General features: G+C 37.5%; 27 protein-coding genes. 19 read left to right on the plus strand and 8 right to left on the minus strand.

Annotated features, from left to right (window positions below; genetic code table 11):
- Positions 1–58: 58 nt before the first annotated feature.
- Complete coding sequence (locus LY28_RS04990) at positions 59–301, minus strand: AbrB/MazE/SpoVT family DNA-binding domain-containing protein (protein WP_110461078.1); 243 nt, start codon at positions 299–301, stop codon at positions 59–61.
- A gap of 414 nt (positions 302–715) precedes the next feature.
- Between LY28_RS04990 and LY28_RS04995 the strand changes: the two genes are divergently transcribed.
- Positions 716–1,309 (plus strand): nucleoside recognition domain-containing protein, encoded by a 594-nt coding sequence (locus LY28_RS04995; RefSeq protein WP_110461079.1) that lies wholly within the window; start codon positions 716–718, stop codon positions 1,307–1,309.
- Between the two features lie 12 nt (positions 1,310–1,321).
- Positions 1,322–1,852 (plus strand): spore maturation protein, encoded by a 531-nt coding sequence (locus tag LY28_RS05000; protein WP_110461080.1) that lies wholly within the window; start codon positions 1,322–1,324, stop codon positions 1,850–1,852.
- Positions 1,853–1,881: 29 nt separating this feature from the next.
- On the opposite strand, the gene LY28_RS05005 is transcribed toward LY28_RS05000, so the two are convergent.
- Positions 1,882–2,958 carry a DUF2600 family protein gene (locus tag LY28_RS05005; RefSeq protein ID WP_110461081.1) on the minus strand — a complete coding sequence of 359 codons (1,077 nt, stop codon included), beginning with the start codon at positions 2,956–2,958 and terminating at the stop codon, positions 1,882–1,884.
- Between the two features lie 253 nt (positions 2,959–3,211).
- On the opposite strand from LY28_RS05005, the gene metG reads away from it, so the two are divergent.
- From metG to LY28_RS05075, 14 genes are all read left to right on the plus strand, one after another.
- Positions 3,212–5,185, plus strand: a complete 1,974-nt coding sequence (gene metG, locus LY28_RS05010) for a methionine--tRNA ligase (RefSeq protein WP_110461082.1) — start codon at positions 3,212–3,214, stop codon at positions 5,183–5,185.
- Positions 5,186–5,208: 23 nt separating this feature from the next.
- Positions 5,209–5,976 (plus strand): TatD family hydrolase, encoded by a 768-nt coding sequence (locus LY28_RS05015; protein ID WP_110461083.1) that lies wholly within the window; start codon positions 5,209–5,211, stop codon positions 5,974–5,976.
- 91 nt (positions 5,977–6,067) lie between these two features.
- Entirely contained in the window at positions 6,068–6,790 is a 723-nt protein-coding gene (locus LY28_RS05020; RefSeq protein ID WP_242981154.1) for a hypothetical protein, read from the plus strand.
- A 215-nt stretch (positions 6,791–7,005) separates the two neighbouring features.
- On the plus strand, positions 7,006–8,076 hold the full coding sequence (locus LY28_RS05025) for a 3D domain-containing protein (RefSeq protein ID WP_110461084.1): 1,071 nt from the start codon (positions 7,006–7,008) through the stop codon (positions 8,074–8,076).
- Positions 8,077–8,181: 105 nt separating this feature from the next.
- Complete coding sequence (gene rsmA, locus LY28_RS05030; RefSeq protein WP_110461085.1) at positions 8,182–9,048, plus strand: 16S rRNA (adenine(1518)-N(6)/adenine(1519)-N(6))-dimethyltransferase RsmA; 867 nt, start codon at positions 8,182–8,184, stop codon at positions 9,046–9,048.
- A 301-nt stretch (positions 9,049–9,349) separates the two neighbouring features.
- Positions 9,350–10,732, plus strand: a complete 1,383-nt coding sequence (locus LY28_RS05035) for a hypothetical protein (protein WP_110461086.1) — start codon at positions 9,350–9,352, stop codon at positions 10,730–10,732.
- A gap of 95 nt (positions 10,733–10,827) precedes the next feature.
- Positions 10,828–11,274 (plus strand): cell division protein ZapA, encoded by a 447-nt coding sequence (locus LY28_RS05040; RefSeq protein WP_110461087.1) that lies wholly within the window; start codon positions 10,828–10,830, stop codon positions 11,272–11,274.
- 111 nt (positions 11,275–11,385) lie between these two features.
- Entirely contained in the window at positions 11,386–12,267 is an 882-nt protein-coding gene (locus tag LY28_RS05045; RefSeq protein ID WP_110461088.1) for an alkaline phosphatase family protein, read from the plus strand.
- A 144-nt stretch (positions 12,268–12,411) separates the two neighbouring features.
- Complete coding sequence (locus LY28_RS05050) at positions 12,412–14,940, plus strand: U32 family peptidase (protein ID WP_242981155.1); 2,529 nt, start codon at positions 12,412–12,414, stop codon at positions 14,938–14,940.
- A gap of 34 nt (positions 14,941–14,974) precedes the next feature.
- Positions 14,975–15,475 carry a dUTP diphosphatase gene (gene dut / locus LY28_RS05055; protein WP_110461112.1) on the plus strand — a complete coding sequence of 167 codons (501 nt, stop codon included), beginning with the start codon at positions 14,975–14,977 and terminating at the stop codon, positions 15,473–15,475.
- Complete coding sequence (gene hflX / locus LY28_RS05060) at positions 15,476–17,323, plus strand: GTPase HflX (RefSeq protein ID WP_242981156.1); 1,848 nt, start codon at positions 15,476–15,478, stop codon at positions 17,321–17,323.
- Positions 17,324–17,409: 86 nt separating this feature from the next.
- Positions 17,410–17,823: an NUDIX domain-containing protein gene (locus tag LY28_RS05065; RefSeq protein WP_110461090.1), complete on the plus strand. Its 414-nt coding sequence runs from the start codon at positions 17,410–17,412 to the stop codon at positions 17,821–17,823.
- Between the two features lie 192 nt (positions 17,824–18,015).
- Positions 18,016–18,666, plus strand: coding sequence for a YigZ family protein (locus tag LY28_RS05070; RefSeq protein WP_110461091.1), 651 nt, complete (start codon positions 18,016–18,018; stop codon positions 18,664–18,666).
- 203 nt (positions 18,667–18,869) lie between these two features.
- On the plus strand, positions 18,870–19,607 hold the full coding sequence (locus LY28_RS05075; protein WP_110461092.1) for a YebC/PmpR family DNA-binding transcriptional regulator: 738 nt from the start codon (positions 18,870–18,872) through the stop codon (positions 19,605–19,607).
- An 84-nt stretch (positions 19,608–19,691) separates the two neighbouring features.
- Here the strand turns inward: LY28_RS05075 and LY28_RS05080 are convergent, their stop codons facing one another.
- The 5 genes from LY28_RS05080 to LY28_RS05100 all read right to left on the minus strand — a co-directional run bounded on the left by LY28_RS05080 (position 19,692) and on the right by LY28_RS05100 (position 22,177).
- On the minus strand, positions 19,692–19,940 hold the full coding sequence (locus LY28_RS05080; RefSeq protein WP_110461093.1) for a MerR family transcriptional regulator: 249 nt from the start codon (positions 19,938–19,940) through the stop codon (positions 19,692–19,694).
- 57 nt (positions 19,941–19,997) lie between these two features.
- Positions 19,998–20,258 carry a CPF_0552 family protein gene (locus LY28_RS05085; protein ID WP_110461094.1) on the minus strand — a complete coding sequence of 87 codons (261 nt, stop codon included), beginning with the start codon at positions 20,256–20,258 and terminating at the stop codon, positions 19,998–20,000.
- 77 nt (positions 20,259–20,335) lie between these two features.
- Positions 20,336–21,379 carry an AI-2E family transporter gene (locus LY28_RS05090; RefSeq protein WP_110461095.1) on the minus strand — a complete coding sequence of 348 codons (1,044 nt, stop codon included), beginning with the start codon at positions 21,377–21,379 and terminating at the stop codon, positions 20,336–20,338.
- A 209-nt stretch (positions 21,380–21,588) separates the two neighbouring features.
- Positions 21,589–21,759 (minus strand): alpha/beta-type small acid-soluble spore protein, encoded by a 171-nt coding sequence (locus LY28_RS05095; RefSeq protein ID WP_110461096.1) that lies wholly within the window; start codon positions 21,757–21,759, stop codon positions 21,589–21,591.
- A gap of 205 nt (positions 21,760–21,964) precedes the next feature.
- The gene (locus LY28_RS05100; RefSeq protein ID WP_110461097.1) at positions 21,965–22,177 is read right to left on the minus strand and encodes a DUF378 domain-containing protein; all 213 of its coding nucleotides are present in this window, start codon (positions 22,175–22,177) and stop codon (positions 21,965–21,967) included.
- Between the two features lie 375 nt (positions 22,178–22,552).
- Here LY28_RS05100 and LY28_RS05105 point away from each other — a divergent pair, with 375 nt between their 5' ends.
- The 3 genes from LY28_RS05105 (at position 22,553) to LY28_RS05115 (ending at position 25,714) form a co-directional block, all read left to right on the plus strand.
- Positions 22,553–23,308 (plus strand): DUF6873 family GME fold protein, encoded by a 756-nt coding sequence (locus tag LY28_RS05105; RefSeq protein ID WP_110461098.1) that lies wholly within the window; start codon positions 22,553–22,555, stop codon positions 23,306–23,308.
- Between the two features lie 216 nt (positions 23,309–23,524).
- Positions 23,525–24,442: a putative sporulation protein YtxC gene (gene ytxC / locus LY28_RS05110; RefSeq protein WP_110461099.1), complete on the plus strand. Its 918-nt coding sequence runs from the start codon at positions 23,525–23,527 to the stop codon at positions 24,440–24,442.
- Positions 24,443–24,883: 441 nt separating this feature from the next.
- Complete coding sequence (locus LY28_RS05115; RefSeq protein WP_110461100.1) at positions 24,884–25,714, plus strand: Asp23/Gls24 family envelope stress response protein; 831 nt, start codon at positions 24,884–24,886, stop codon at positions 25,712–25,714.
- A gap of 379 nt (positions 25,715–26,093) precedes the next feature.
- Here the strand turns inward: LY28_RS05115 and LY28_RS05120 are convergent.
- Positions 26,094–26,300, minus strand: a 207-nt coding sequence (locus LY28_RS05120; RefSeq protein ID WP_165835490.1) for an ATP-binding protein, incomplete at its 5' end; no start/stop codon positions are given.

Below are 26,300 nucleotides of genomic sequence, written 5' to 3' on the forward strand. Positions count from 1 at the left end.
AGAGAACCGTTGATGCAGGTTCTCTTTATTTTAGTTGCAATTAGAAAATCAATTGATTTTATTTACCTTTTAATTCTTTCATGCAATCAGGGCAAATATTCTTTCCCTTATAAACCTGAACATCCTTTGCATTGCCGCAGAATATACATGCAGGCTCATATTTCTTAAGAATTATTGTTGAATCATCAACATAAATTTCAAGAGCGTCCTTTTCTGCGATATCAAATGTTCTACGAAGCTCAATTGGTAAAACAACCCTTCCTAACTCATCAACTTTTCTTACTATACCTGTAGATTTCATAACTATATAACCTCCTATATACACTTTATATTTCGACAAACTTCGAATTTATAATACCATATATTCCATTTACCGTCAACTTTAAAATAAAAAAAATAAAATGACATTTGAGAGTAAGAATGTAAGAAAAATACTGGATTTTAGTGCGTTTCAAGGGTTTTTTACTCATTGTGAAAAAAATATTAAATTTTTGTGAATTTTTTATTACAAAGTAAATTACAGAGCTAGAAAAATAATACTGGGAAAAGGATATCATTTACATGAGGTTATTCGACAAAAAACGATTAAATAACCAGTCATAAAAGCTATGAAACTCAGCATATATAATTAGTAGGTATTGCTGTATTTAGGCTGTGTTTGCCAAAAAATATGAAGCTTTACTGATAACAGCTTAAAGGATTTACAGAGGTGTATATGCTTAATTATATATGGGTTGGACTGCTTTTAATAGGCTTTATCGCAGGAGGCTTAACCGGCAGGCTTGATCAGGTGACAAAAGCTGCGATGGATTCTGCACAATCAGCTATAGTTGTGTGTTTTGGGCTTTTGGGGGTAATGTGCCTTTGGACCGGGTTAATGAAGGTGGCGGAAAAAAGCGGGCTTATTAATGTGCTCGGCAGACTTGTAAGACCTGTACTGAAATTTTTATTTCCCGATATTCCAAAGGACCACCCGGCACTTGGTGCGATAGTCATGAATCTGACAGCAAATTTTTTAGGCCTCGGAAATGCGGCAACTCCCCTTGGAATCAAAGCTATGAATGAGCTGCAAAGTCTGAACAAAAATAAGAGGTCGGCGACAGATTCCATGTGTATGTTTTTAGTGCTGAATACTGCGGCAATTCAGCTGATTCCTGCCAATATTATAGCCCTTAGAACCTCCGCAGGCTCAAAAAAGCCTGCCGAAATCATAGTATGTATCTGGATTGCATCTATATGTGCCACTATTATGGGCATTATTGCGGCAAAGCTGTTATCAAAAGCATGGAACGATAAAAATGAAAGCTAGAATGTGGTGACTATGGGAGTGATAAGGAGTTTTTCGGATTTTGCAATCCCTGTAATCTTTATTGTAATATTGCTTGCGGCAGTAATAAAAAAAATCAAGGCTTATGATTTGTTTGTTGAAGGTGCCAAAGAGGGAATAGAAACAATCATCAGGATAATACCGTCGCTGGTTGGGTTATTGGTTGCAGTGGGAGTTTTTAAGGCTTCGGGGGCGATGGATATTTTAATTTACATACTGAGGCCTTTAACTGATCTTTTGGGAATGCCGCCGCAGGTAGCCCCGCTGGCATTGTTAAGACCTATTTCAGGCAGTGCGTCATTTGCGTTTGTAACGGAAATAATAAAAAACTTCGGGCCGGATACCTTTGAAGGGAGGGTGGCTGCGGTCATGATGGGCTCTACCGAGACTATATTCTATACCTTGGCGGTTTATTACGGAGCTGTCGGCATAAAGAATATAAGATATACTCTTGCGGCAGCTATAATGGCTGATATTATCAGTGTTATAGCATCCTTGTGGGCATGCAGGCTGGTATTCGGATAAAGGTACAGGTTACGGACGAGTAATACGGGCTATTGGTCTTTGTTTGACAGCAGCTGATTTTTTGCTCTTATCACATTGATAAGACCGGTATATATAAACATTCCCCGGCCTCCGGCTCTCAGTATAACCTTGCTGGTTATTTTTTTCATACCTGCGTCAGCTTTCGGATGTGTGGCATAAATACTCAGCAATATTTTAATTATAGAACCATACTTTTTAAAATAAGAATTTTTATTTTCATATGCTTTTTTAATAAAGTAAGTGATCCTGTCTTCATACTCCTTCAAATTTGTATACAAAAATATATAATTAATGCTTCTGGAAAAGAGGCTGTCATTATAGCTCAAATAGCCTTCCAATATTTTTTGAATTCCGCATATCCAGGGAAAAAAGGCATTGCTTATATTTTCCACCTCCTGCTCTGTTAAATCAGGGTTTGTGGCTAAAGCAAGCAAAAGCTGAAGCATGAGAGGTGAATCCACTGACATGCAGAATTCCCAGCTTGATATCTCTGAATATCTTTGATTATGGGCGTTGCTCCAGCTTAAAAGATTAAACTCAATATCTGCTTCGTCAGAAGAATATTTAAGGACCTGTAAATCAATAAACAGCGTCAAATAAGCGACAATATAATCCCTGACTACACTGAAAGCAGGCAGGAGAAGCACCTTTTGCCTGCATTTTTCCACAAGAATGCTTAGATACCCGTCATCATCCTTTGAGGGGAAAAACGTAAAATATTTTATAAAATCGTCTGAACGGATATTTGTAGCATCCTTTAATGATGAAAAAATCAGCTTGAGAAAGGATTCCGTACTTGATGAGTAATGGGAGCAGATTGTGTCCAAGTACTGAACTATCGCCTGAAAGGAAAAAATAATATCTGCAGCCAATGAAATATTTACATTGGGATAAAGAGTAAAAACAGAGGAAACTGCCAAATCAAATCTGTTTTTATCTAAAGCTTCAATAGCATATGATCTTATCAGGCGCGTTCTGATTTGCTGTGTATACCGGCTGTATTCATATATTCTTTTGGTTACCAGAGGGCAGACGGTGCCGGAGTAGTTTTTTTTGAAATTTATACAGTTTGGTAAATAACTCATACTAACCTCCACGCCTAATTTCCTGTAATTTTAGCCTTGAAAAAGTATTAACAAATAGGTATAGTAATAATATGTAATTTTATTTATTATAACATTTAATAAATTAATGTGAAAGAAAACAGAAAATTATACGGGAAATTAATTGGACTATTAGTTATAGTATAGGAATATGGACATAATTATATCAAATAAATGCTGTTGTCCGGTTGTTTTCATCGAGGAAGTACAATTAGCGGCAAATGAGGAGGAAAAAATGACTAAAAAAACATACTATATTACAACACCTATATATTATCCGAGCGGTAACCTTCATATAGGGCATTCATATACAACTGTTGCGGCAGACGCTGTTGCCAGATATAAAAGATTAAACGGATATGATGTAATGTTTTTGACAGGAACTGATGAGCACGGACAGAAAATTCAGAGAAAGGCCGAGGAGAAGGGTATAACACCGAAGGCCTATGTTGATGAAATTGTTTCCGGCATAAAAGAGCTTTGGAAGCTTATGAAAATAACTAATGACAAGTTTATCAGAACGACAGATGAGGAACATGTCAAGGCAGTCCAGAAGATATTTAAAAGACTGTATGAACAGGGTGATATATATAAGGGCTCATATGAGGGCTGGTATTGTACCCCTTGCGAGTCTTTCTGGACAAAAACCCAGCTGGTGGACGGAAAATGTCCGGATTGCGGACGAGAGGTTGAGCTTACAAGAGAAGAAAGCTATTTTTTCAGATTATCAAAATATCAGGATAGATTAATAAAATTAATTGAAGAAAATCCGGATTTTATTCAGCCGGTATCAAGACAGAATGAAATGCTGAATAACTTTTTAAGGCCGGGACTGGAAGACCTGTGTGTATCCAGAACATCCTTCAACTGGGGGATTCCGGTTACTTTTGATGATAAGCATGTCGTATATGTATGGGTAGATGCTTTATCAAATTATATTACTGCACTTGGCTACTTGTCTGAGGACGATTCAGATTTCAGGAAGTATTGGCCTGCGGATGTTCATTTGATGGCAAAGGAAATAGTAAGATTTCATACTATAATTTGGCCTGCAATGCTTATGGCATTGGGTGCGCCGCTGCCGAAACAGATTTACGGACATGGGTGGCTTTTGCTTGAAGGCGGCAAGATGTCCAAGTCTAAAGGAAATGTTGTTGATCCTAAGATACTGGTAGCAAAATACGGACTTGACGCAATAAGGTACTTCCTGCTCAGAGAGGTTCCGTTCGGACAGGATGGAGTATTTACAAATGAAGCACTTATTAACAGAATAAATTCAGATTTGGCGAATGATTTAGGAAATTTGGTAAGCAGAACTGTTGCCATGATAGATAAATATTTCGGCGGAACTATCCCTGATGTAAAAGAAGCAGGTGATTTTGATGATGATTTGATAAAAATTGCAAGGGAAACACCTGAAAAAGTGGAGAATTTGCTGGATAATCTCCAGTTTAATACTGCATTAGCTGAGATATGGAAGGTTGTATCCCGCTCAAACAAATATATAGATGAAACAATGCCTTGGGTGCTTGCGAAGAATGAGGCAAACAGTGCAAGACTTGCACAGGTTATGTATAATCTTGCCGAAACCTTAAGAATAATAGCCATCCTTATCCAGCCGTTTATGCCTGAAACACCTGAAAAAATATGGGGGCAGCTGGGGATAGAGGATAAAAGCCTGCTCGAATGGAGCAGAGCAAAGGAGTGGGGTCTATATCCGGCTGGAGCAAGCGTCAAAAAGGGTGAAATAATATTTCCTCGAATAGACGTAAAAAAGGAACTGGAGGAAATTGAAAAAATCAGTCAGGCAAACAAGCCAGAAGAGATAAAAGAAGCTGCAGAAGCAGAAAAGGAACCTGCAAAGGATGATAATGAAACAAATGCGAATCTTATAACAATTGATGATTTTTCAAAGATAGAATTAAAGGTTGCAAGGGTTATTGAGGCAGAAAAGGTGGAAAAGGCGGACAAGCTGTTAAAAATGAAGCTTCAGGTGGGTGAAGAAACAAGGCAGGTGGTTTCAGGCATTGCTAAATATTATACGCCCGAGGAAATGGTAGGAAAGACACTGATTCTTGTTGCAAATTTAAAGCCTGCCAAGCTCAGAGGAATTGAATCACAGGGTATGATTCTTGCGGCTTCGGATGAAAACGGGCTTTCACTTGTTACGATAGACAAGGATATGGGCAGCGGCGCAATAGTAGGATAAAATATTCCAAGACGGGTGATAAATTGATTTTTGATACACATGCACATTATGATGATGAAAAATTTGATGAGGACAGGGATTCCTTGCTGAGAGAACTGCACAAGAACGGGGTTTCATATATTCTTAATGCTTCCTCCAGTCTGGAATCTTTAGCTGCCAATATGGAGCTGGCGGAAAAATATGACTTTGTATATATTGCCTTGGGAATACATCCTGAGTATGCCGACAGAATAACTGAAGCTGTGCTGGATAAAATCAGAGTACTTTCAAAAAACAAAAAGGTGGCTGCAATAGGTGAAATAGGCTTGGATTACTATTACGGCGAGCCCTCCGCAGACGTACAGAAAAAGTGGTTTGAAAGGCAGATTGAGCTGGCAAGGGAGCTGGGGCTTCCTGTTATTATCCATGACAGAGAGGCACATGGGGACACTATAAATATTATAAAAAAAACAAAGGCTTATCAGGTAGGGGGTATTTTCCATTGCTTTTCAGGAAGTACTGAAATGGCGATGGAAATGCTTGACTATAATTTTTATATTTCTGTTGGAGGTGTGGTTACCTTCAAAAATGCCAGAAAAACTGTAGAAGTTGTTAAGGCTGTTCCGCTGGATAAGCTTCTGATTGAAACAGATTGTCCTTATCTGGCGCCCAAGCCCTATAGAGGAAAGCGAAATAATTCAGGCTATCTGAATTATGTAATAGATAAGATTGCTGAAATAAAAGGCATAAGTGCTAGTGAGGTAGCAGATACGACTTTCGCCAATGCAAAAAAAGTATTAAAAATAGGCTGACAGAGTTCTCCGGTTATCAATGCTATATTCAGTTCTTACAATGAGTATGCTCAGGAAATGTTGCTTCTGCTGTTTGAATGAAGTGAAAGGAATGGACATAAATATGAAGAAGTTTATTATTGTAATTGTATTTGTATTTTTAATTGCCATACTTATCTCTTTTAATTATTTGCTATGGGACAGGGAAAAGCAAATCGAAAGCTATCAGAATATGAAACAGTCCAATAACCTTACAATTGATACTCTGAGCGAAAAGATGACTAACCTTGATAAGCTTAATAAGGAGCTCGCTACAAAGGTAGAAACGCTTACCAATGACAACGAGGCAATGAGGCAGCACTCAACTAAGCTGAACAATGAAAATGCCGAGCTCAGAAAAGAAATTTCAGCAAGGAAGGCTCTGATTATCGCTCTTAAAAAAACTCTTAATATTTCACCTATGAACATGGTAATAAAAAAATGGACAGAGGCTATAGCTGCAAGGAATTATGAAAGCGCCTTGAATTTTATAAGTAAGGATACCTCGGACAAGACACTCCCAAAGGACGTGAAGGAGCTAAAGGAGCTATATTACAATGAAATAAAGGATATAAAGCTCAAAGCAGCTGAACCCTATATTGAGCTGACAGATGAGGAGCACATAAAAAAGATTCAGCTTAAGGCGGTTTTTGAAGTTGTCAAGCCTGAAAGCACAGAGGATAATAAGGTTACCCAGAATATATTTGTAAATGGGACAAATGAGAAATATATAACCATGGAATTAAACTTATATTCAGGTGAGTGGCAGATATTAGAATTAAAAGGTGAACCTTAAACAAGGGGAGATTAGGGAAGCTTTATAATTGAAAAAATATTATAAGGAATAAATAAAAAAGGTGATTAATATACTAAACTTCGGTTAATAATTGTAAAAAAGGGATAATTTTAGGGAATAAATTTCCAGCATCTAGGTAATAAGTTTGACAAAAATAAGTGCTTAGACTAAAATAACAATAGTCCCTTTGAATATTTTAACAGGAGGTTAGTATCATGATACCGATTGCGAAAAATATTAAAAGGTATTTTTCTGGATTCAAGATTAAGTCTTTCGATGTTGCGATTATAAGTATTGCTGTTGTTATATCCATTACGGCGGGATTTTTTGTATTCAATGGATTGAAGAAGAACGTGGTAATCAACAATGATGGGCAGGAAATTGTAGTCAAGACTATGAAAGCAACGGTGGGAGAGGTATTGGAGCAGACAGGCATAAAAGTAGAAAATGAAGATTATATCAGTATGCCTCTGGATGCGAAGCTCGTAAAGATAAAAAGCAATGATATACAGATTAAACGAGCAGTACCTGTTTCAATCAAGGTGGATGGAAAAGAGCTTAACGTAAAAACATACAAGGATACTGTAGAAGAGGTATTAAGCGACAACGCAATCAGCGTTGATGGTAATGACAAATTTATTGAGTCAAAATTAGAAGACAAAATTATACCTGATATGGACATATCGATAGTCCGTGTAGATGAAAAAACAGTAACGGAAGCATCCACTATCCCGTTTAAAACAATTACTAAAGAAAATGACCGATTGGACATCGGAACAAAAAATACAGTTAGAGAAGGTAAGGAAGGAGTCCGCGAGAAGAGCTACAAGGTAGTTTATGAGAATGGAAAGCAGATCGCAAAACAATTGATTGAAGAGGTTGTTGCAACGGTTCCTCTGGATAAAATTGTTGAAGTTGGTACGGTTTTAAACTACAAAACATCACGTGGAGATACATTAAGATTTTCAAAGGCAATTGATATGAAGGCTACTTCTTATACCGCTTCTTTCAAGGATACGGGTAAGAATCCGGGAGATCCCGGCTTTGGAATTACGGCAACGGGAGCAAAAGTAAAAAAGGGAATAATAGCAGTAGATCCGAAGGTTATACCGCTGGGGACGAGAGTATATGTCGAGGTTCCTGGTAAGGCAGCCGATTATGGATATGCGGTTGCAGCAGATACCGGAAGCGCTATAAAGGGTAACAAAATAGATGTTTATCTTGATACCGGAAGCGCGGTGGAAACATGGGGAGTAAAAAGGGTAAAGGTTTATATACTTAAATAGCCTATACGCAACTTCGCATGTTAAAAAAAATAGAAAGTTTTAAAGGGACTATTTACAGCTAATCTATTATATTTAGATTAGCTATTTTTCTTAAAGGAGAATTAAATGATTAAGAATAATACACTTGAAGTTATCAAAAAGCATAATTTGAAGCTTACAAAAACACTGGGACAAAACTTTCTTAATGATGATAATGTTGTAAAAGATATCGTTAACTCAGCAGGAATAGGCAATGACACCCTCGTGGTTGAAATAGGCCCGGGGATAGGCAGTATGACAAAAGAAATGGCATTAATGGCTGCCGGAGTTGCAGCGGTGGAAATTGACAGGCATTTGATTCCTGCGCTGAAGGATAATTTGAGTGAGCTTTCAAATATTGACATTATAAACAGAGATATAATGAAGGTGGATATTGAGGCTATAATAACGGAACATAAGAGGAAATATAATGCGGCTGCTGTAAAAGTGGTGGCTAACTTACCTTATTACATAACTACTCCGATAATAATGAAATTCCTGGAAGAGGTTAAGGGCGTTGACGGAATGGTATTCATGGTGCAAAGGGAGGTCGCACAGCGGATGGTTTCAAAGCCCGGGACAAAGGATTACGGAGCATTGTCTGTTGCAGTACAGTTTTATTCGGAACCGAAAATTATTTTTGATGTTCCTCCTCATTGCTTTATACCGCAGCCGGAGGTTCATTCAACTGTAATCAGGCTTGACATTCTAAGCCAGCCGCCTGTAAGCGTAAATAAGGATTTGTACTTCAAATTAGTTAAAGCCTCCTTTGGACAGCGGAGAAAGACACTTGTAAATGCATTGTCCAATGCCGGGATTTTCAATAAAAGTAAGGAGCAGATTAAGGGTATACTTCAAGATATGGGGCTTGAAGAAAATATCAGAGGTGAAGTTTTATCGGTTGAAAAATTCGGAGAGCTGGCAAATGCCTTTGAACAAGGAAATACTTTATAGGATGGCGTATCCGCACCTTGGATGCAGTATATGAAAAAACATAAGCAATTCATCATTTCTCACTTTTGTACAGAAGAGTGTCATAAATTTCAGAATTTATCATATATTTTAATGTTAAAGAATGGCTAAAGTCAATTACGGTTATGAGCCTTAGCACGATATATTATCGGTACGATATGTATCGTTTTTAGGCAAATTATGCTTTTAGACGGCTTTTTACCAAGCTTGGATTTTAATCTTGACTTTAATCAGGCTGAAATTATTTACAGGTTTCTATAAATTTACAAAAGGAGAATTCACCATGACTAATAATTATAAAAAGCAATTTCATATATTTAAAAGCATGGATAGTGACACTGCCAATCCGGCAGGCTATATAAAGGTTGAAACAAATGGTGAGCTGGCAAAGCTGCAGTTATCATTGAGCAACTTGCAAAATAGACAAGACATGGAATATAAGCTTTATGGCATGAAAAAAGATGATAAGGATTTAAAGTATACAATTATTTGTGATATTCCTATTACAAATGGCAGAGCTGATATAAAAATAAATACGGATATTAATCGGGTAGGCTCAAGGGATGTACCGCTGGATAATATTAATATTTATGCGGTTATGGCAATGCTGAAGGAGGATGCGTCTTCCTTCAGCTGCCCTCTCGTCGCTTACACAAAATCGGAGACTGTCTGGAGAAATGAATTTGAGAAGCTTATCCGTATTAAAAGAAAAGATCAATGCAAGGCGGAAGTGCATAATTCTGAAACTCGCGACAGCTCGAAGCAGGATGCGGATGAAATGAAAAGCAATGTAATTGAATTATTTCATAACAGAGATGCTGATAAAAAAGAGCTTATAAAAGACTCAAATAATATAGATGAAGAAGCTCCGGCGCGCGGAATAGATAATAATAAAAAAGAGAATGCTTATTCAGAAGCCGAACAAACAAAAAAAACGGAAGAGCATGATAACCCTGATGAAGAGCAGGGCTTGGCAGAGGAAATAAGGGATACTACAAAAAATGAAATGCCGGAAGCATTCAAAAATGATGACATATCACGGCAAAACAGTTCAGAACTCTTTAACGACGTGAAGCTTAACTTCTCAGGAAAGTTTGAAGCTATAATCAAAAATATATACAGTACTGATAAATCAACAGCCAGAATCGATCAAAAGGAAACGGGAGCTGTACCGGAGGACAATGATATACTGGGCTCGGTAGAAGAAAATTTTAAGGATATATCATCAATTGAAATGGATAAGGATAAAATCAGAAAAGAGTTAAGTATGCCTGATTTACTTGAGGAGCTGGACAAAAGCTTTGAAAGCTACAATCCGTTCAAGATGAAAAGCAGAAATTTCAATTGGTGGAAAATAAACAGCCCGGGCTACCTGAATAATATTTTGTTCAGAAATAACATAAGGACTTACCTGCTCTTTAATCCCAAAGTAATGTTAGCACACTATAAATACAGATATATCATTTTTGGAGTCAGAAAAGACAGGCATTCCGGCAAGGAGCTTTTTATATGCGGAGTGCCCGGTGTGTACAGCATTGATGAAAATCCGTTCGGCAGCATGGGAAGCTGGGCTCAGACGGAGGGATATAAACCTAAATACGGAGCCTTTGGGTATTGGGTTATCATGGTTGATCCTAAAACAGGCAAACTAATGAGGGTAAGATAGATACACCCTGAAAAGAAAAATAATATGTTTGCCGAAATATAGTATTATATAGTATAATCAAGGTAATTAGGCAAGTTTAAAGGAGCTGATTTACCTTGACTTCAAAAAATAAGGTTGTTATAAGAATAGCCGGTAATGATTATACGCTTGTAGGAGTCGAATCTGACGAATATATGCAGAAAATCGGCTTATACATCGATAAAAAAATGAATGAAATTTTATTTCGCAATAATAGGCTCAGTACTTCACTTGCAGCTGTATTAACTGCTCTGAATGTGGCGGATGACTTCTTTAAATGCCGTGAAAATGAGGCGCTGCTAGATAAGGATAAGAAAGCCATGAGGTTGGAGCTTGAGCGTATGAGAAGCGAAAATACTCAGCTAAAGGAAGAGAATAGCACCTTGTCTTCAAGGAACACATCCCTTCAGCTTGAGCTGGCAAAGAGAGAGGCAGAGCTTGGAGAAGTCAGAAGCTCGATTGACAAGAGCAATAAAAGTAATAAGGCTATGATACAAAAACCGGCAATTGGATATGATATGTAGATAGAGCGCTGCTTATTAGCAAGCTGGAGGGTATATATACTCATCTGGCTTTTTTCTTGCTATTTGGGTATCTCATGGCAATATGTACAAAGGAGGTGTAAGGATACAAGCATGAAGGTAGTATTTGTATTTATTGATGGAGTAGGAAGAGGAAATAAAAATAAAGAGACGAATCCAATATATGCAACAAAAACATTAACCTTGGCAAGGCTTATAGATGAAGCGGCATTTTATGCGGATGCTGCATTGGGTGTGGAAGGGCTTCCGCAGAGTGCTACGGGACAGACCTCCATATTTACCGGAATTAATGCACCGGCGGTATTGAACAGGCATATGAGCGGACAGCCCACAGCCACTCTCAGGGAAATAATATACAGGACGAATATATTCGGAGAATTGATTAAAATGGGCTTAAAGGTTGACAGCTCAAATGTCTACAGAGAGGAATATCTGGCCAGAATGCTGGATATGACTGACAGGAGAAGCAGACCTTCTGTGACCTCGGTAATGGGTATGGCGGCAAATATAAAGTTTAAAACGGTTTCATCCTTTATTAAGGATGCAGGGGTATACCACGATATTACAGGTGAGATACTTAAAGGCTCAGGCTACGATGTCGAGACTGTCACTCCTGAAAAGGCCGCGCAAAATCTGTACAAGTTAAGCAGGCAAAATGATTTTACCCTGTTTGAGCATTTTATGACTGATATTGCAGGGCATACTGCAAATATGAATGAGGCTGTCCGTGTTATAGAAAAGCTGGATTGCTTTTTGGAGGAGCTTATCGGCTTGATGGACTTTGAAGAGGATGTTCTTATTATTACCAGCGATCATGGGAATATTGAGGATTCTACGGTGCCGACACATACTATGAACAAAGTGCCTGTAATAATATTAGGGAAAAAAGCCGAAGCTGTAAATATGCATATAAGTTCTTTAGTTGACATAATGCCGTTTGTGCTTAAGCTATTTTCACAGAATATCGTATGCTGACTAAAGTCAATTACGGTTCAAGCTGTCGCGAGGATATTTATATCAAGGACGACATTTATTTCGTATTTTTCAGTCGAATTAAGCTTTTAAGCTGATTTTGAACGCAGCTTGGGTTTGTTTAGAAATATGTTTGGAGGTAGCGATTTGGGCTTTAATAAAAAGGTAGAGCTTTTGGCACCTGCAGGAAGCTATGATGCTTTTCTGGCAGCAGTGGAAAATGGCTGTGATGCGGTATATTTAGGAGGAAAGCTGCTGAATGCAAGACAGTTTGCGGGGAATTTTGATGATGAAGAGCTGCGGAAGGCTGTTGATTATGCACATGCTCGAGGCGTAAAAATATATTTGACCTTGAATACACTTGTTTTAGACTCAGAGCTGCAGGAGGCAGTCGAGTATGCGGCAAGGGTGTATGAAATGGGGGTCGATGCATTTATTATACAGGATATGGGACTTGCATCAAGCTTAAAGAGAGCCATGCCCGGGCTTCCCATTCATGCCAGTACCCAAATGACCGCTTATAGCAGTGAGGGTGTGAGCGAGCTGGAAAAAATGGGCTTTGACAGAATTGTTCTGGCGAGGGAGCTGTCACTTTCAGAAATAAAAGATATATGCCGCAGTACCAAGTCTGAAATTGAGGTTTTTGTTCATGGAGCACTATGTATTTCTTATTCGGGGCAATGCCTTATGAGCAGTGCTATTGGCGGAAGAAGCGGAAATAGGGGTAAATGTGCCCAGCCATGCAGGCTTCCATATTCCATACAAAAGGATAATAAGAATATAAAAAGCGGATACCTGTTAAGTTCAAAGGATATCTGCCATATAGACGATTTGAGTGACTTGATTGAAGCAGGAGTAACCTCTCTGAAGGTAGAGGGCAGAATGAAAAGCCCGGAATATGTGGCGACTGTTATCGGTATCTATAGAAAATATCTTGATGAAATAGAGCGGCTGAATTTATCAGATAAAGTTACAGTTTCCGAGGAAGATATGCATATGCTTTTGCAAAGCTTTAACAGAGGCGGCTTCTCAAAAGGATATCTGCGGGGTAAAACCGGAGCCGGTATGATGTCTTTTGACAAGCCCAAAAACTGGGGTACATACCTCGGAACTGCTTTAGAGCAGGACAGGAGCAAAAATTCAGTTAAGGTAAGACTTGACGGCTCACTGGGAAATGGAGACGGAGTAGAAATATGGTCAAATAAGAAATTTGAAGAAAGCCCCGGGGGAATAATTACGAAAATAGTCAAAGAGGGGCAGCTTGTTAAGTGTGCAAGTGCAGGCGATACAGTATGGATATCTGTCATTAAGGGAAAAGTTGAAAGAGGGAGCAAGGTCTACAAGACATCAGATAAGAAATTGCTGGAGCAGGCTGCCTTGTCCTTTGCAAAAAGCTACAGAAAAGTAGATGTCACCGCAAGGTATACAATGAAAATCGGGCAGCTGCCTGTATTGTGCATGGAGGACGAGCTCGGAAACAGTGTCTGCGCAGCCGGGGAAATATATCCTGAAAAGGCACTGAATAAGCCTTTGACCCCGGAGAGAATAAGAGAGCAATTGAGGAAAACGGGTTCGACGCCGTTTAATATTGCCCGGCTTGATATGGATATGGATGATGATGTCGTAATACCGGTAAAAGAGCTGAATAATATCAGACGTAAAGCAGCGGAGTTACTCGAAAATGAAAGGATAATATCAGGCAGAAAAAAAATAAAAACGGGAAATGATGAATTATATAAATCCGTTGTTTATTTCCCGGGAAATGTTCCGATTTCCCCAAAAAATAGTCATGATAAAAATGATAAAGCAAAAATATCTGTAATGCTATACACGATATCCGACAGCTTGAAGCTTGATAAAATAAATGCAGACAGATTATACTTGCCATGTACGGAGCTGTTCAGCAGAGATGTCCTGAATACTACGGAGGGACTCAGAGATGAAGGCAGGGAAATATTTGCATATATACCGTCTGTCACAAAAGGAAGATATTCGGAAATAATTAAACAAAGGGTGCAGGATATTTCCAAGCTTGTTGACGGCTTCTTAATTGGGAATATAGGAACCGCTAAAATTTTAAGGGACAAGCTGGGAAATGACGTAAGGCTTATTGGAGACTATTCCTTTAATATACTCAACAGCTCGTCAATATACTTTATGAAGGAATCAGGATATACGGGAGCAATGCTGTCATATGAGCTTAATCTGTCTCAGCTGAGTTCCATGAGCCTTCCGCAGGAATTTCAGTCTGAAATAGGCATGTATGGAAGAATACCTGTGATGACGAGCGAATACTGCCCTGTGGGAGGAAGCTTGAATGTCAATGAGGGAAATAAAAAGCTTCAAAAATGCAATACTGCTTGCCCAGATAGTGTTTATAATCTGAGGGACAGGAAGGGTGCTCTATTTCCTGTGAAATGCGATTGCATTGATTGCAGAAGCAGAATATTTAATTCAAATGTGATATTTGCTCCCGAGCTTGTGATGCAGGCGGTAAAAACCGGAGTAAACTATATAAGGCTTAGCTTTGTGGATGAAAGTGCGGGGGAAATATATGATATTGCAGCTTTGCATAAAAGTATTATTGACAATGTGAATTTTCCTCAAAAAGACAGGATTCTTGAAAAAATAAAAGCCAAGGGGTTTACAAAGGGACATCTGCTGAGAGGAGTATAAATAAATATAATAATAACAAGGAGGATTAATGTATATGCCGGTTGAAGTTTTTGTTGAAGTGTGCAGGGATGGAGCGATTCTCCCAAGGTATGCAAATGCGGGGGACGCAGGTATGGATGTATATGCTGCCGAGGATGTGAGCATATTGCCCGGAGAGACAGTAGTTGTACCGACGGGACTAAAGCTTGCCATACCTGAGGGATATGAAATTCAGGTAAGACCAAGAAGCGGGTTGTCCTTAAAAACCCCTTTAAGGATTCCTAATTCGCCCGGAACAATTGACAGCGGATACAGGGATGAATTGGGAATAATAGTAAATAATAGCTCTGAGGTCGGGCAGAATCAACTTAAGGACGAAAAACGCACTCTTGATGAAAAGGGCAATAAAAAAGGAACCTATATTATCAGAAAGGGTGACAGAATAGCTCAAATAGTTTTGCAGGTTGTACCCAAAATGCTTCTGACAAGGGTTGCTTCGGTGAAAAGTATTGGAATGGACAGAGGAGGCGGCTTTGGGTCAACCGGTATAGGATGAGTGAACGAATATGTTTTTACTTACCAAGGTTTAGCTAAGTCAAAGGAGGCTGGTTTTATTAAAATAAACGGAAATACTGATTCAATTAAAGAGAGGCTTTTAGGTGAACTGGAGGCTTTATTTGAGGTGAAATACGGTTCAAGAGATTTGGTACCTGTTGAGCTTGCTCAGACAATTTCGAGAATATCCTCAGAGATTAACCGTGAAATATCGGTTTTAATCAGCAGAAGAGGTACTGTGGTAGACATAAGTATAGGGGACAGCGGAACTGCATCTTTGCCGCAGTTGGATAACAGACGTGGAAACGCCAGATTGTCTGCCATAAGATGCATTCATACTCATCCCAACGGAAACGGATTTCTTTCGCAGGTTGACATAAAAACACTTCAAAAACTTAGGCTTGATGCAATGATTGCTATTGGAATAGAAGAAGGAGAAATAAAGGAAATATATACGGGCTGCCTTAATTCCGAACAGGAGGCCGATGTCTACGGACCTTTTGCACTTGGAGAGACAAGGCTCAACTACATCTACAAGATAATCGAAGAGCTGGATGCTACTGCAAGAGCTGATATATACAAAAATGAGGAGTCGGCAGAAAAGGCAATTTTGGTTGGATTGGAGAGTACCCAAATCAGATTTGAGGATATATCCTTCAAGGAAGCCCGGGATTCACTTGATGAATTGGAAGAGCTGGCTAATACAGCAGGAGCTGTTGTCCTGAAAAAGGTAATACAGCGAAAGCAGAATCAGGATTCGGCGTATTATGTGGGCAAGGGCAAGATTGAGGAACTGTCCCTGATGTGCCGGTCAACAGATGTACAGCTCCTGATATTCGATGACGAGCTGTCAGGCGCCCAAATAAGAAATATTGAAGAAGCCACAGGAGCAAGAGTTATAGACAGAACCACTCTGATACTTGATATTTTTGCACAGAGGGCTAAATCAAAGGAAGGTAAGCTTCAGGTGGAGCTTGCGCAGCTTAAGTACAAGCTTCCAAGGCTTATCGGATTGGGTACGGAGCTTTCAAGACTTGGAGGCGGTATAGGAACCCGGGGACCGGGGGAGAAAAAGCTGGAAGTTGACAGGAGGCATATCCGAAGAAGGATAACTGCTTTGGAACGTGAACTCAAAATATCTGAAAAAAGACGTGCTTTTTTGCGTGAGGGCAGGGAAAAAAATAATACTCCTGCTATTGCTCTGGTGGGATACACAAATGCCGGTAAATCCACATTGATGAATAAGCTTTGCGGGGCATCGGTTTTTGTAGAGGATAAACTTTTTGCCACCCTTGACCCTTCCGCAAGAAAACTGATGCTTTCTGACGGGAGGGAGGCTGTACTTATCGATACTGTAGGTTTTATAAGAAAGCTTCCCCACGATTTAATCGAAGCATTTAAGTCAACACTGGAAGAGGCGGTTCATGCCGATATGCTGCTGCATGTTGTGGATGCTTCTAATGATAATGCGGCAATGCAGATAAGTGTGGTGGAGAAGCTGCTTGAAGAGCTGGGAGCCACAACTAAAAATACTATTCTTGTATTGAATAAGCAGGATATTGCAGCCGGAGGCAGCAGAATAAGCTCGATGGGGTATACATCGGTATGTGAGATATCAGCTGTTACAGGTAACGGCTTACAGCAGTTGCTGGAGAAGATAACGGAAGGGTTTAAAGAACGGCTCAGGGAAATAAGGCTTATGGTTCCATATAATGATGGCTGGGTTATGCCATATATTTATGAGAATGGTCAGGTAATGAGTCAGGAATACCTTGAGGAAGGAATAAAGGTCAGAGCAATTGTAAAAATAGACAAAATTAGCAGGCTTAATGATTTTATTCTTGTATAAAGCTACTAAGTAAGGTATGATAATATTAGAATTAATTAGTTAGAATTTACTTGTTTAAAATATTTATCAGGAAAGGGGTTTTGATTATGCTGGTTAGAAACTGCGCGGGTGGAGTTGTTTTTTTAGGAGAAAAGGTGTTCCTTCTGAAAAATGAGAAGGATGAGTGGGTACTCCCAAAAGGGGTAATCAAAAATGGTGATTATCCTGACGAGGTTGCGATACAAAGAGTAAAAGAAGAAGCAGGAATTAATGCGGAAATTATTACTTCAGCGGGCAATACCAATTATGAATTTTTCTCTGTTACACGTCAAAGGCCAGTCTGCAATAAAATCACATGGTACATTATGAAATCCCTGGATGATAAATATGAAATTAATAAAAGTGAAAGCTTTAAGGACGGAGCATATTTTTCAATTGAAGAAGCTTTAAATAAAATTACCTATAGTCAGGACAAATCTCTTATTACGGTATCTTATTCGAGGTACAAGGCTGAGCAGTAGCAAATTTTAACCTTTGTATTAATGGAGCTTGAAAATAAAGCGGGCGGCAAGCAGCTCTGCTATGTTAAATAATACAGCACTCTCCGTACTTAAAGGGGGAGTGCTGTATTAATATAGGCTAAAGGCTGTATAAACAAAATAAATAATTATTTCTGCAATTTAACGGTTAGGACGGAGGAATTCATACTGAATATGTTACAGGAGTATAAGACAATATTGAATTCTGCAATGGCAGAGCTTGAAGAAAAAAAATCCAGATTTATTGCAAGTGTTAAGCCGGTATCCAATGAAGCTGACGCTGTTGAGTTTATAAGCAGCTTGAAAACAAAATATTGGGATGCTTCACACAATGTTTATGCATACAGTATAAACAATGAAACCCTGATTCAAAGGTACAGCGATGACGGTGAGCCTTCAGGCACAGCAGGTATGCCGGCGCTTGAGGTTATTAAGAGGATGGGGATACAGGATGCGGTTGTGGTTATAACGAGATATTTCGGAGGAACCTTGCTTGGAGCCTCAGGTCTTATACGTGCATACAGCAAAAGTGCGGCACTTGGTTTAGAAGCCGGAGAGGTTGTAACCAGAAAGCTATGTTTTAAGCTTAACCTTGTTGTTGAATATACACTTTTTGGAAGGCTGCAAAATATGCTCATGAGCAATGACAATATAATCAAAGACATACAATATGGTCAGGATGTTGACTTATGCGTACTTATAGAGGCAGGAAAAGAGGAAAAGCTTATAGCTGATATAATTGAGAATACAAATGGCAGGGCAATCTGTGATATGGGTGAGAAAACTTTCATCACATTAGGAAGCGACGGAAGGTTGATTATTTAATGAATTACTATTATAATTTAATTTGTGTCTACCAATTAAAGCATAATAAGGTTTAAAGCCTTTGAGCGACAGTATCTCGGGAGATATCCGGTATCTCTTGTCCCAAAGGGACAACCGGGATTCAGATGAAGCTGTACAGGTGGATATTAACTGGAAGTTTATAAAAAATTATTAATATTATATAGAATGTTTAGGAGGTATTTATGTCAGGTCATTCAAAGTGGGCGAATATAAAGCGTCAAAAGGGAGCGGCAGATGCTGTCAGAGGGAAGGTGTTCACCAAGCTGGGCAGAGAGATTGCGATAGCGGTTAAGGTCGGAGGTTCGGCAGACCCGGTTGCAAACTCAAAATTAAAGGATGTTATCGCCAAGGCAAAAGCAGCAAATATGCCTAATGATAATATTATGAGAAGTATTAAAAAGGCGGCCGGCGAGGGTGATGCTACAAACTATGAGGAACTGACTTACGAAGGCTATGGTCCGGGCGGAGTTGCTGTTATATGTGAATGCTCCACAGACAATAGAAATAGAACAGCAGGAGATCTCAGACATTATTTTGACAAATTCGGAGGAAATCTCGGACAAAGCGGTTGTGTTTCTTATATGTTTAATAAGAAAGGCATTATTGTTATAGAAAAAGACAGCAGGATTGATGAGGATACCTTGATGATGGAAGCATTGGATGCCGGTGCAGAGGATTTTAACGTAGAAGATGAATGCTATGAAGTAATTACAGACCCGGCTGACTTTTCAGCTGTAAGAGAACAGCTTGAAGCAAAAAATTATGAATTTTTGCAGGCTGAAATATCAATGATACCAAATATGACTACAAAGCTTGCTGACCCTGAGCATATTAAGTTCATGGATAAGCTTCTGGAAAATCTGGAGGATTTGGATGATGTCCTGAATATCTATCACAGCTGGGAGCAGGATGAGGAGTGAGTATAGAAGTTATTAAAATTGATAAAAATAAGCTGTGTAACTTTGCTTTGAAGAAAGGAAAAGCAGTCTGAACAGACTGCTTTTCTAATCATCAGCAATAAGCTTGTCCGCCATTTCCAGCCTGCCATCGTCAATAAGCTTTTGAATAGTTGCCACGCTTATGTCCAGCATGGTGGATACGGTTCCTATGGAAGCTCTGGGGTGCTCTTTTAAAAAATTTCTTATTTTTTTAAATTCCATATCATTTTTTTGAATGCAGCTAAAACATAAGTCATCGTTTGTTGTATATAAAAATGTCCTGTTACATTGCTTACATTTCCTTGGCTCAGGCATATGCATTGACCTCCGGTATAGTCACATTGAAGAAAAATTATGCTTGAGGTATAAATGCTAGTCCGAACACAGCTGACTGTTTTTTGCTATTATTCCCGGTATTTCATTAAGCTTTTTCTCAAGTGATGATATTTCATAATCTGAGCCGATGAGGTGCAAAACAATAAGACCTTCATTCGAGCAAAAATCCTTGCCTGCATCATGGATACCAAGCCTTGTTTTTATGATGCAGCCTGATTCAGTCAGAACCTGCTGCATTTCATTAACATTTTCAACCCTGTTATTTGTTAATACTGACATTACATTATAGCAAGCCATATAAATACCTCCGATACATGTAAAAGATTAATTTGAAGTTCATGCTAATTATACCCTATTTTACTGATAATTAATACTTATTTTATAGCTTCAGATTCTGGAGGAACAATGTCAAAGTGCTTAACCTCTAAAACATCCAAAATAAATATAAAAATCGGGATGCCGATAATGAGTCCCCATATTCCGAGTATATTTTCAGAAACAATTAAAACTATAAAAGTATAAAATACAGGAAGCTTTGTCTTTTGTGACATAAGCTTTGGATTCAGTATGTAGCTTTCAAGAGCATGAAGAATTGCTACTAATACAAGCACATATATAATCATCTTAAAGCCGCCGATATTAAAGGCGATTATTGTCAAAGGAATCAAAGAAATAATTACACCTGCGACAGGAATCATCCCCAAAACGAATATCATAAAACCCAGTCCTAAAATTTGAGGGAATTTAAGAATGGATAACATTATCATGGAAAGGATACAGTTTATAAAAGAAATAGTTATCTGAGTCTGAATCACCTTCCCGAAGGACTGAAGAAATTTATGACCAAAGAAGGATAATTCCTCATATATGAAGTTTACTTTGCTGTTTTGAAAGGCTGATGTAAATTTAACTATTTTGGTTTTTTCAAGTATGAACATTAAGCTTAAAATTACTGCTATAAATATGTCAAAGCCCCATTTTCCTATGTTTGATATTGATTTCAAAAGGGTATCAACATTATCACTTATATAAGTAGTTATCTTAAAATCCTTTATAAGTGAGATGATGTAGTTCAGAGTCTCGTTATCGTAGGTTCTGTTCAGAAAAAATGTGGCCTGATATATTATTGATTTCAGCTCTGAAACAATTACAGGAATATACTTGTAGAGAATAGATACCGCAATTGCGATAATGCCCAAGTAGATTGCTATGATAATTGCCTTTAAAAGTCTTGAGTTTACTATTTTTGCTTTAGAGAAAAAATAATTTGATGCTGTATATCCCAAATAAGCAAATATAAATGTAAGCAAAAACATATTTGCCATCCCTCTTAGCAGGTAAACTACCGCACTAAAGGCAAGGAGTACTAGAAAACGTCTGGATAATTGCTTTGAAAAAATAGATTTAAATGTTGTCATGGCTGCATCCTTTTTTTAATATTTGAATAACATAAAAGCTTAAGGCTAACATTGCAATAATAAGCTACAATGTAAGTATTCACATTTATTATATATAAATATCAATAAGTAATAAAGTCATAATTTAAATATAGTAAAAACAGTGGTTAAAGTCAAAAAATAAAAGGATACCGTTTAAGCGGCATCCTTTTATTTTTAATTTTTAATTCTTATTTCTTGGAATTTGTATAAGCTTCAAATACCTTCTGGGTAATTGTTCCACCGATCTTACCGGCTTCTCTAGAAGTCAAGTCACCATTATAACCCTGCTTTAAGTTGACGCCAACCTGAGAAGCTATCTCATACTTCATATTCTCGAATGTTGATTTACTTCTTGCCATAATCGTATTCCTCCTTATAAGATAAGTTTCACCATATTCACTTAAACAGTGAGTTTATTGGTGTACTAATATAATTTGCAATATTAAAAAAAATATAACGGAAATTTATGTATTAACCACCAATCCTTACTGTAATATATAACTGTGCCTTTAGCCGAAGTTAAAATATTAAAGTGGCGTTATAAATAACGCCACTTTAATAAAGTTAATGATTTCTGACTGTTTCCTGTTCTCTGAACAGCAGGCTTATGCTGTACAAGCCTGCAATACCTACAAGTGTAAATATTGTTCTGGTAATAAGAGATGTAGCTCCAAATAAAGATCCTACCAAATCATAATTAAACAATCCTACAGAAAGCCAGTTTAGAGCTCCAATAATTACTATAATTAACGCCACTCTATCCAAGGATGTTCTCATGGACACACAACTCCCTCTATATTTTATTTGACTAAAGTTTAAGCTTAATATTAAAGCTTTTTTAATCATGTATATTATCTGAATACAAATAATTTTTTATACTGATAAAAAATTTCTTGAAAAGTAATAAACCGCATTTCCTTTTTACGGGAAATGCGGCGTATTTGAATAACCGTCTGAATAAACAGGCAGTTAGTATTGAAATGTAATAATTGCTTAATAAAATATTATTTATAATAGAAGCAAATAATATATTACTGACATGCTCATCTTTAGTATAATATGAAATATAAAAATTATGTGTGATACCTAAAATTACTATTTGTATAAAAATTTTTTAATATTTTAACAGAATTGGTGGACGGAGGATGTGTTTTGAAGCCTGTTTATTTGCCAAATTTACCTACAGATGCTGTTACAGCTGTAATAATTGACGGAAGAGCTTCCTTTGAAATTAAGAATGCGCTTATGCAGCGGAATATTTTAATAATTCAGACATTACCGCACCCGGAGGTGTACTCTGCAATTGCCTATCATCCTGATATTATGCTTCATCATATAGAAGATAATCTGATGGTATATGCTCCCAATACTCCAAAGCCTTTGACAGATCAGCTCAGCGAAATGGGCTTTAAATTGAAGGAAGGGCATACGGTTTTAAAAGATAGATATCCCGGCACAATCGCTTATAATGTAGCGAGAGTGGGGAAATATGCTTTTCATAATACCAAATATACGGATCCTGTAGTTAGAGAGCTTCTTGAGGAAGCAGGCGTAAAATTTATTGATGTAAAGCAGGGCTATGCAAAATGTCTTACATGTATTGTCAATGAGAACAGCATAATTACATCTGATAAGGATATTCACAGTAAGGCGGCGGCAGCGGGAATTGATGCCTTACTTATTGAGCCTGACAAAGCAATAAGGCTGGAGCCCTTTGATATGGGATTTATAGGAGGAGCTACAGGTCTGCTCGGAAAAAACAAGCTTGCATTTGCAGGTAACTTAAGCTTTCATAAAAACTTTAAAGAAATATTGAGCTTTTTAAGTTTAAAATGCTCAGACATGGTTATGCTTAATGATGAAAGATTAATGGATCTGGGTACGATAATTCCTATAATGCAGAAATAATCTTTAAGTGTAGTACCGATGAAATTTGCAGTGCATATAATATAGAAAGACTTGAAGTGGTGAAAAAAGTTAAAACTTTGGCTGAAGGGAAAATAGTATTAAATATCTAATTTTTATTGTTATATATTTTGAAGGAATTTTGGAATAAATTATACAACGCTCACTGCATACAAATTTTATCGAGACATATACTACACACGAAGGGAAGTGAAGTTGATGCAATGTCAATATCTCTCTATAGGAGTTAACGATAACGCAGAAAACATTGTACAACAAATTGACAAGGAGCTTCAGCAACTAAAGGAAAAAAGAATTAATTATTCCGTAAAAGAAATGGATTTTGAAGGTACAACTTCCGTATTATGTAATATAGAAGAGGACGGTTCGGCAGCTAAGAACTTAAATAAATATGAATTGCTTAAGTATCACGTGTCAAATGCACTTGCTGAATATGTTATACAGGAATATGAAGATAAGCTTTTAATAAGGTTGATAAACAGCAATTACGGGTATTTTAATGCCTCTGAAAAGAAAGATATATTGCGTATTTCACAGAAAAATATAAGGAATGAGGATAAAATATTTTTTAACACACTATTCCAAATAAGAAGACGAAATATGATTGTCAGGAAGTTTATGGAATACTTTGAGGGCTCCAGCAGCATAATTCTGGATGGCTTTATAAATTTCAGGCTGAAGGATTATATAAAGGAGCTTGAGGATGTCATAGATAATGCTGTGGATGATTTCCTGATAGAAAGAGAATATAAGGAATTTATAAGACTGCTGAAATACTTTGTGGAAATTCAGGATTCAAAATTTAATATTGTGCATGTAGTAATGCAGAAGGATGAGCAATATATTTTACTTGATGAAAAAAGGCATGAAATTACAAATGAATGTATGCAGGATTTTTTATATGAATTGCCTGAAACAGAAATAAACCATGATGACTTATTAGTAAGCTCATTAATAACACTTGCTCCTAAAAGTATAGTGATTCATAACTTGGAGAGGTTTAAAAACCAAAAGCTTTTGGATACAATAAAGAATATATTTGTTGGAAAGGTTATTTTATGCGGCGGCTGTAATATATGTGAATACAACTTGGTGAAATCAGACACTAAGGAATAATGGCAACAGAGCAGGTATTTTCTGCCATAATATTTTTGCAATATATATTGACAAAAGGAGAGTATATAAATACAATATATTGTGTAATTAGGAATATTTAATTGTAAGATTTCTTTGTATAAAAAGTGAATAAGCTGCTTCGTATCTGCTTTTATGCATATGAGGTACTTTATATATTACAAAAGACTAAAATATAACGTACAATAGATAATTTTTTATAATATACAGTAGAAAAGCAAGAAATTGCTTATAAATAATTTACTAAAGAAAAATGTCCGGGAATATAAAAAGAGAGTCTTAAGGCTCTCTTTTTCCCTATATGGTCAAACATCTGTATGAGACTGTTGTTAATTACATAAAAAATAAGCTGCGGCAGAGCTGCTTCTGAGAATATTATTATATAAACTAGCGGAAACCAGATTTTATCAGGAGGAATACTCTTTGAAGGTTATAGGATTTATCGGGCCAAGTGGCACCGGAAAAAGCCACAGAGCTTCGTGGGTTGCAAGAGAGCATGGCACAGATTATATTATAGATGACGGATTGCTTATAAAAGGCAATCAAATAATTGCGGGCATTTCTGCCAAGAGGGAAAGCACCAAGATTGCTTCAATAAAGAGAGCCTTGTTTACCGATAAGAAGCATACTGAGGATGTAGTTAATACCTTGAGGAGATATAATACTCAGGCATTGTTGATTATAGGAACATCAGACGGAATGGTAGAGACAATAGCGGACAGGCTTGGCGTAGGGCCGGTTACAGAGAAGGTATTTATAACGGACGTAGCCAGTGAATATGAGATTAAGCAGGCCTTGTCTACCAGAAGAGAGCAGGGAAAGCATGTTATTCCGGTTCCGACCTTTGAAATAAAAAAGGACTTTTCTGGGTATTTTTTAGATCCCCTTCAGATATTCAGGAGAAAAGGAAAAGGCAGCTATCAGCTGGTCGGAGAGAAGTCTGTTGTGCGTCCCACCTTTAGCTATATGGGGAACTATACGATATCCGATTACACAATATATCAGATAGTGGAGCATGTGACCTCCGGCATTGAAGGGGTGTCCAAGATATCCAGATTCAGGGCTGAAAACAGACCTGACGGCATATATATAGAAATGGATTTGGTCCTTATATACGGATGCCTGATAAAACAGCTCCTGAGAGAGGTTCAGGAAAAGGTCAGTGAGCAGATAGTCCACTTGACGGCACTGAATATCAAAAGAATGAATGTGGTGGCAAAGAGTCTGGTTATGGAGAACAAAAAACAGAATTGAATTCTTACTTTTCATGTGAGTTGGAATTAATAACTTCAACGATTGGAACATAAAAACTTCAATAAAAAGCTTGCATTTTAATAAACAAACCGAGTGATTTCAATAGTTATGGGGATTTGATAAGATAAATCCCTATAACTATTATTTTCTTATTATTTACTATTTAAACCAAAAGTAGACCAAGTTAAATTGTAATAAATAATTTCAATTTTCGGGTTAAAATTTTAAAAGTTTCAAAAGATAAAGCGGATTATTTTCAATTTTAACCAATATAGTAAAATATAAAAAGAGTGCATATTCCGGCACATCCGGACGGCGATTCCGGTTTTATCCGGACAGTAAACCGGAGCATCCGGACACCTTGTCGTGTAAGTTGATTTTATTCCAGTGCTTCATTTTTTTCAATATTTTTAATTGTTTTTTCTGCCATGACTTCTCTCATGGATTTTTTTGAGTCAAGGGTTAGGATATAGGAGTTATGTATTATTCTATCCATGATTGCATCTGCTATTGTTGGATCGGGGAATAATTCATACCACTTTGTATGTGATACTTGCCCGGATAAAACTGTTGATGCCCTGTTATA

The sequence above is a fragment of the Ruminiclostridium sufflavum DSM 19573 genome, from assembly GCF_003208175.1.
GTDB classification, from domain to species: Bacteria; Bacillota; Clostridia; order Acetivibrionales; family DSM-1351; genus Ruminiclostridium; species Ruminiclostridium sufflavum.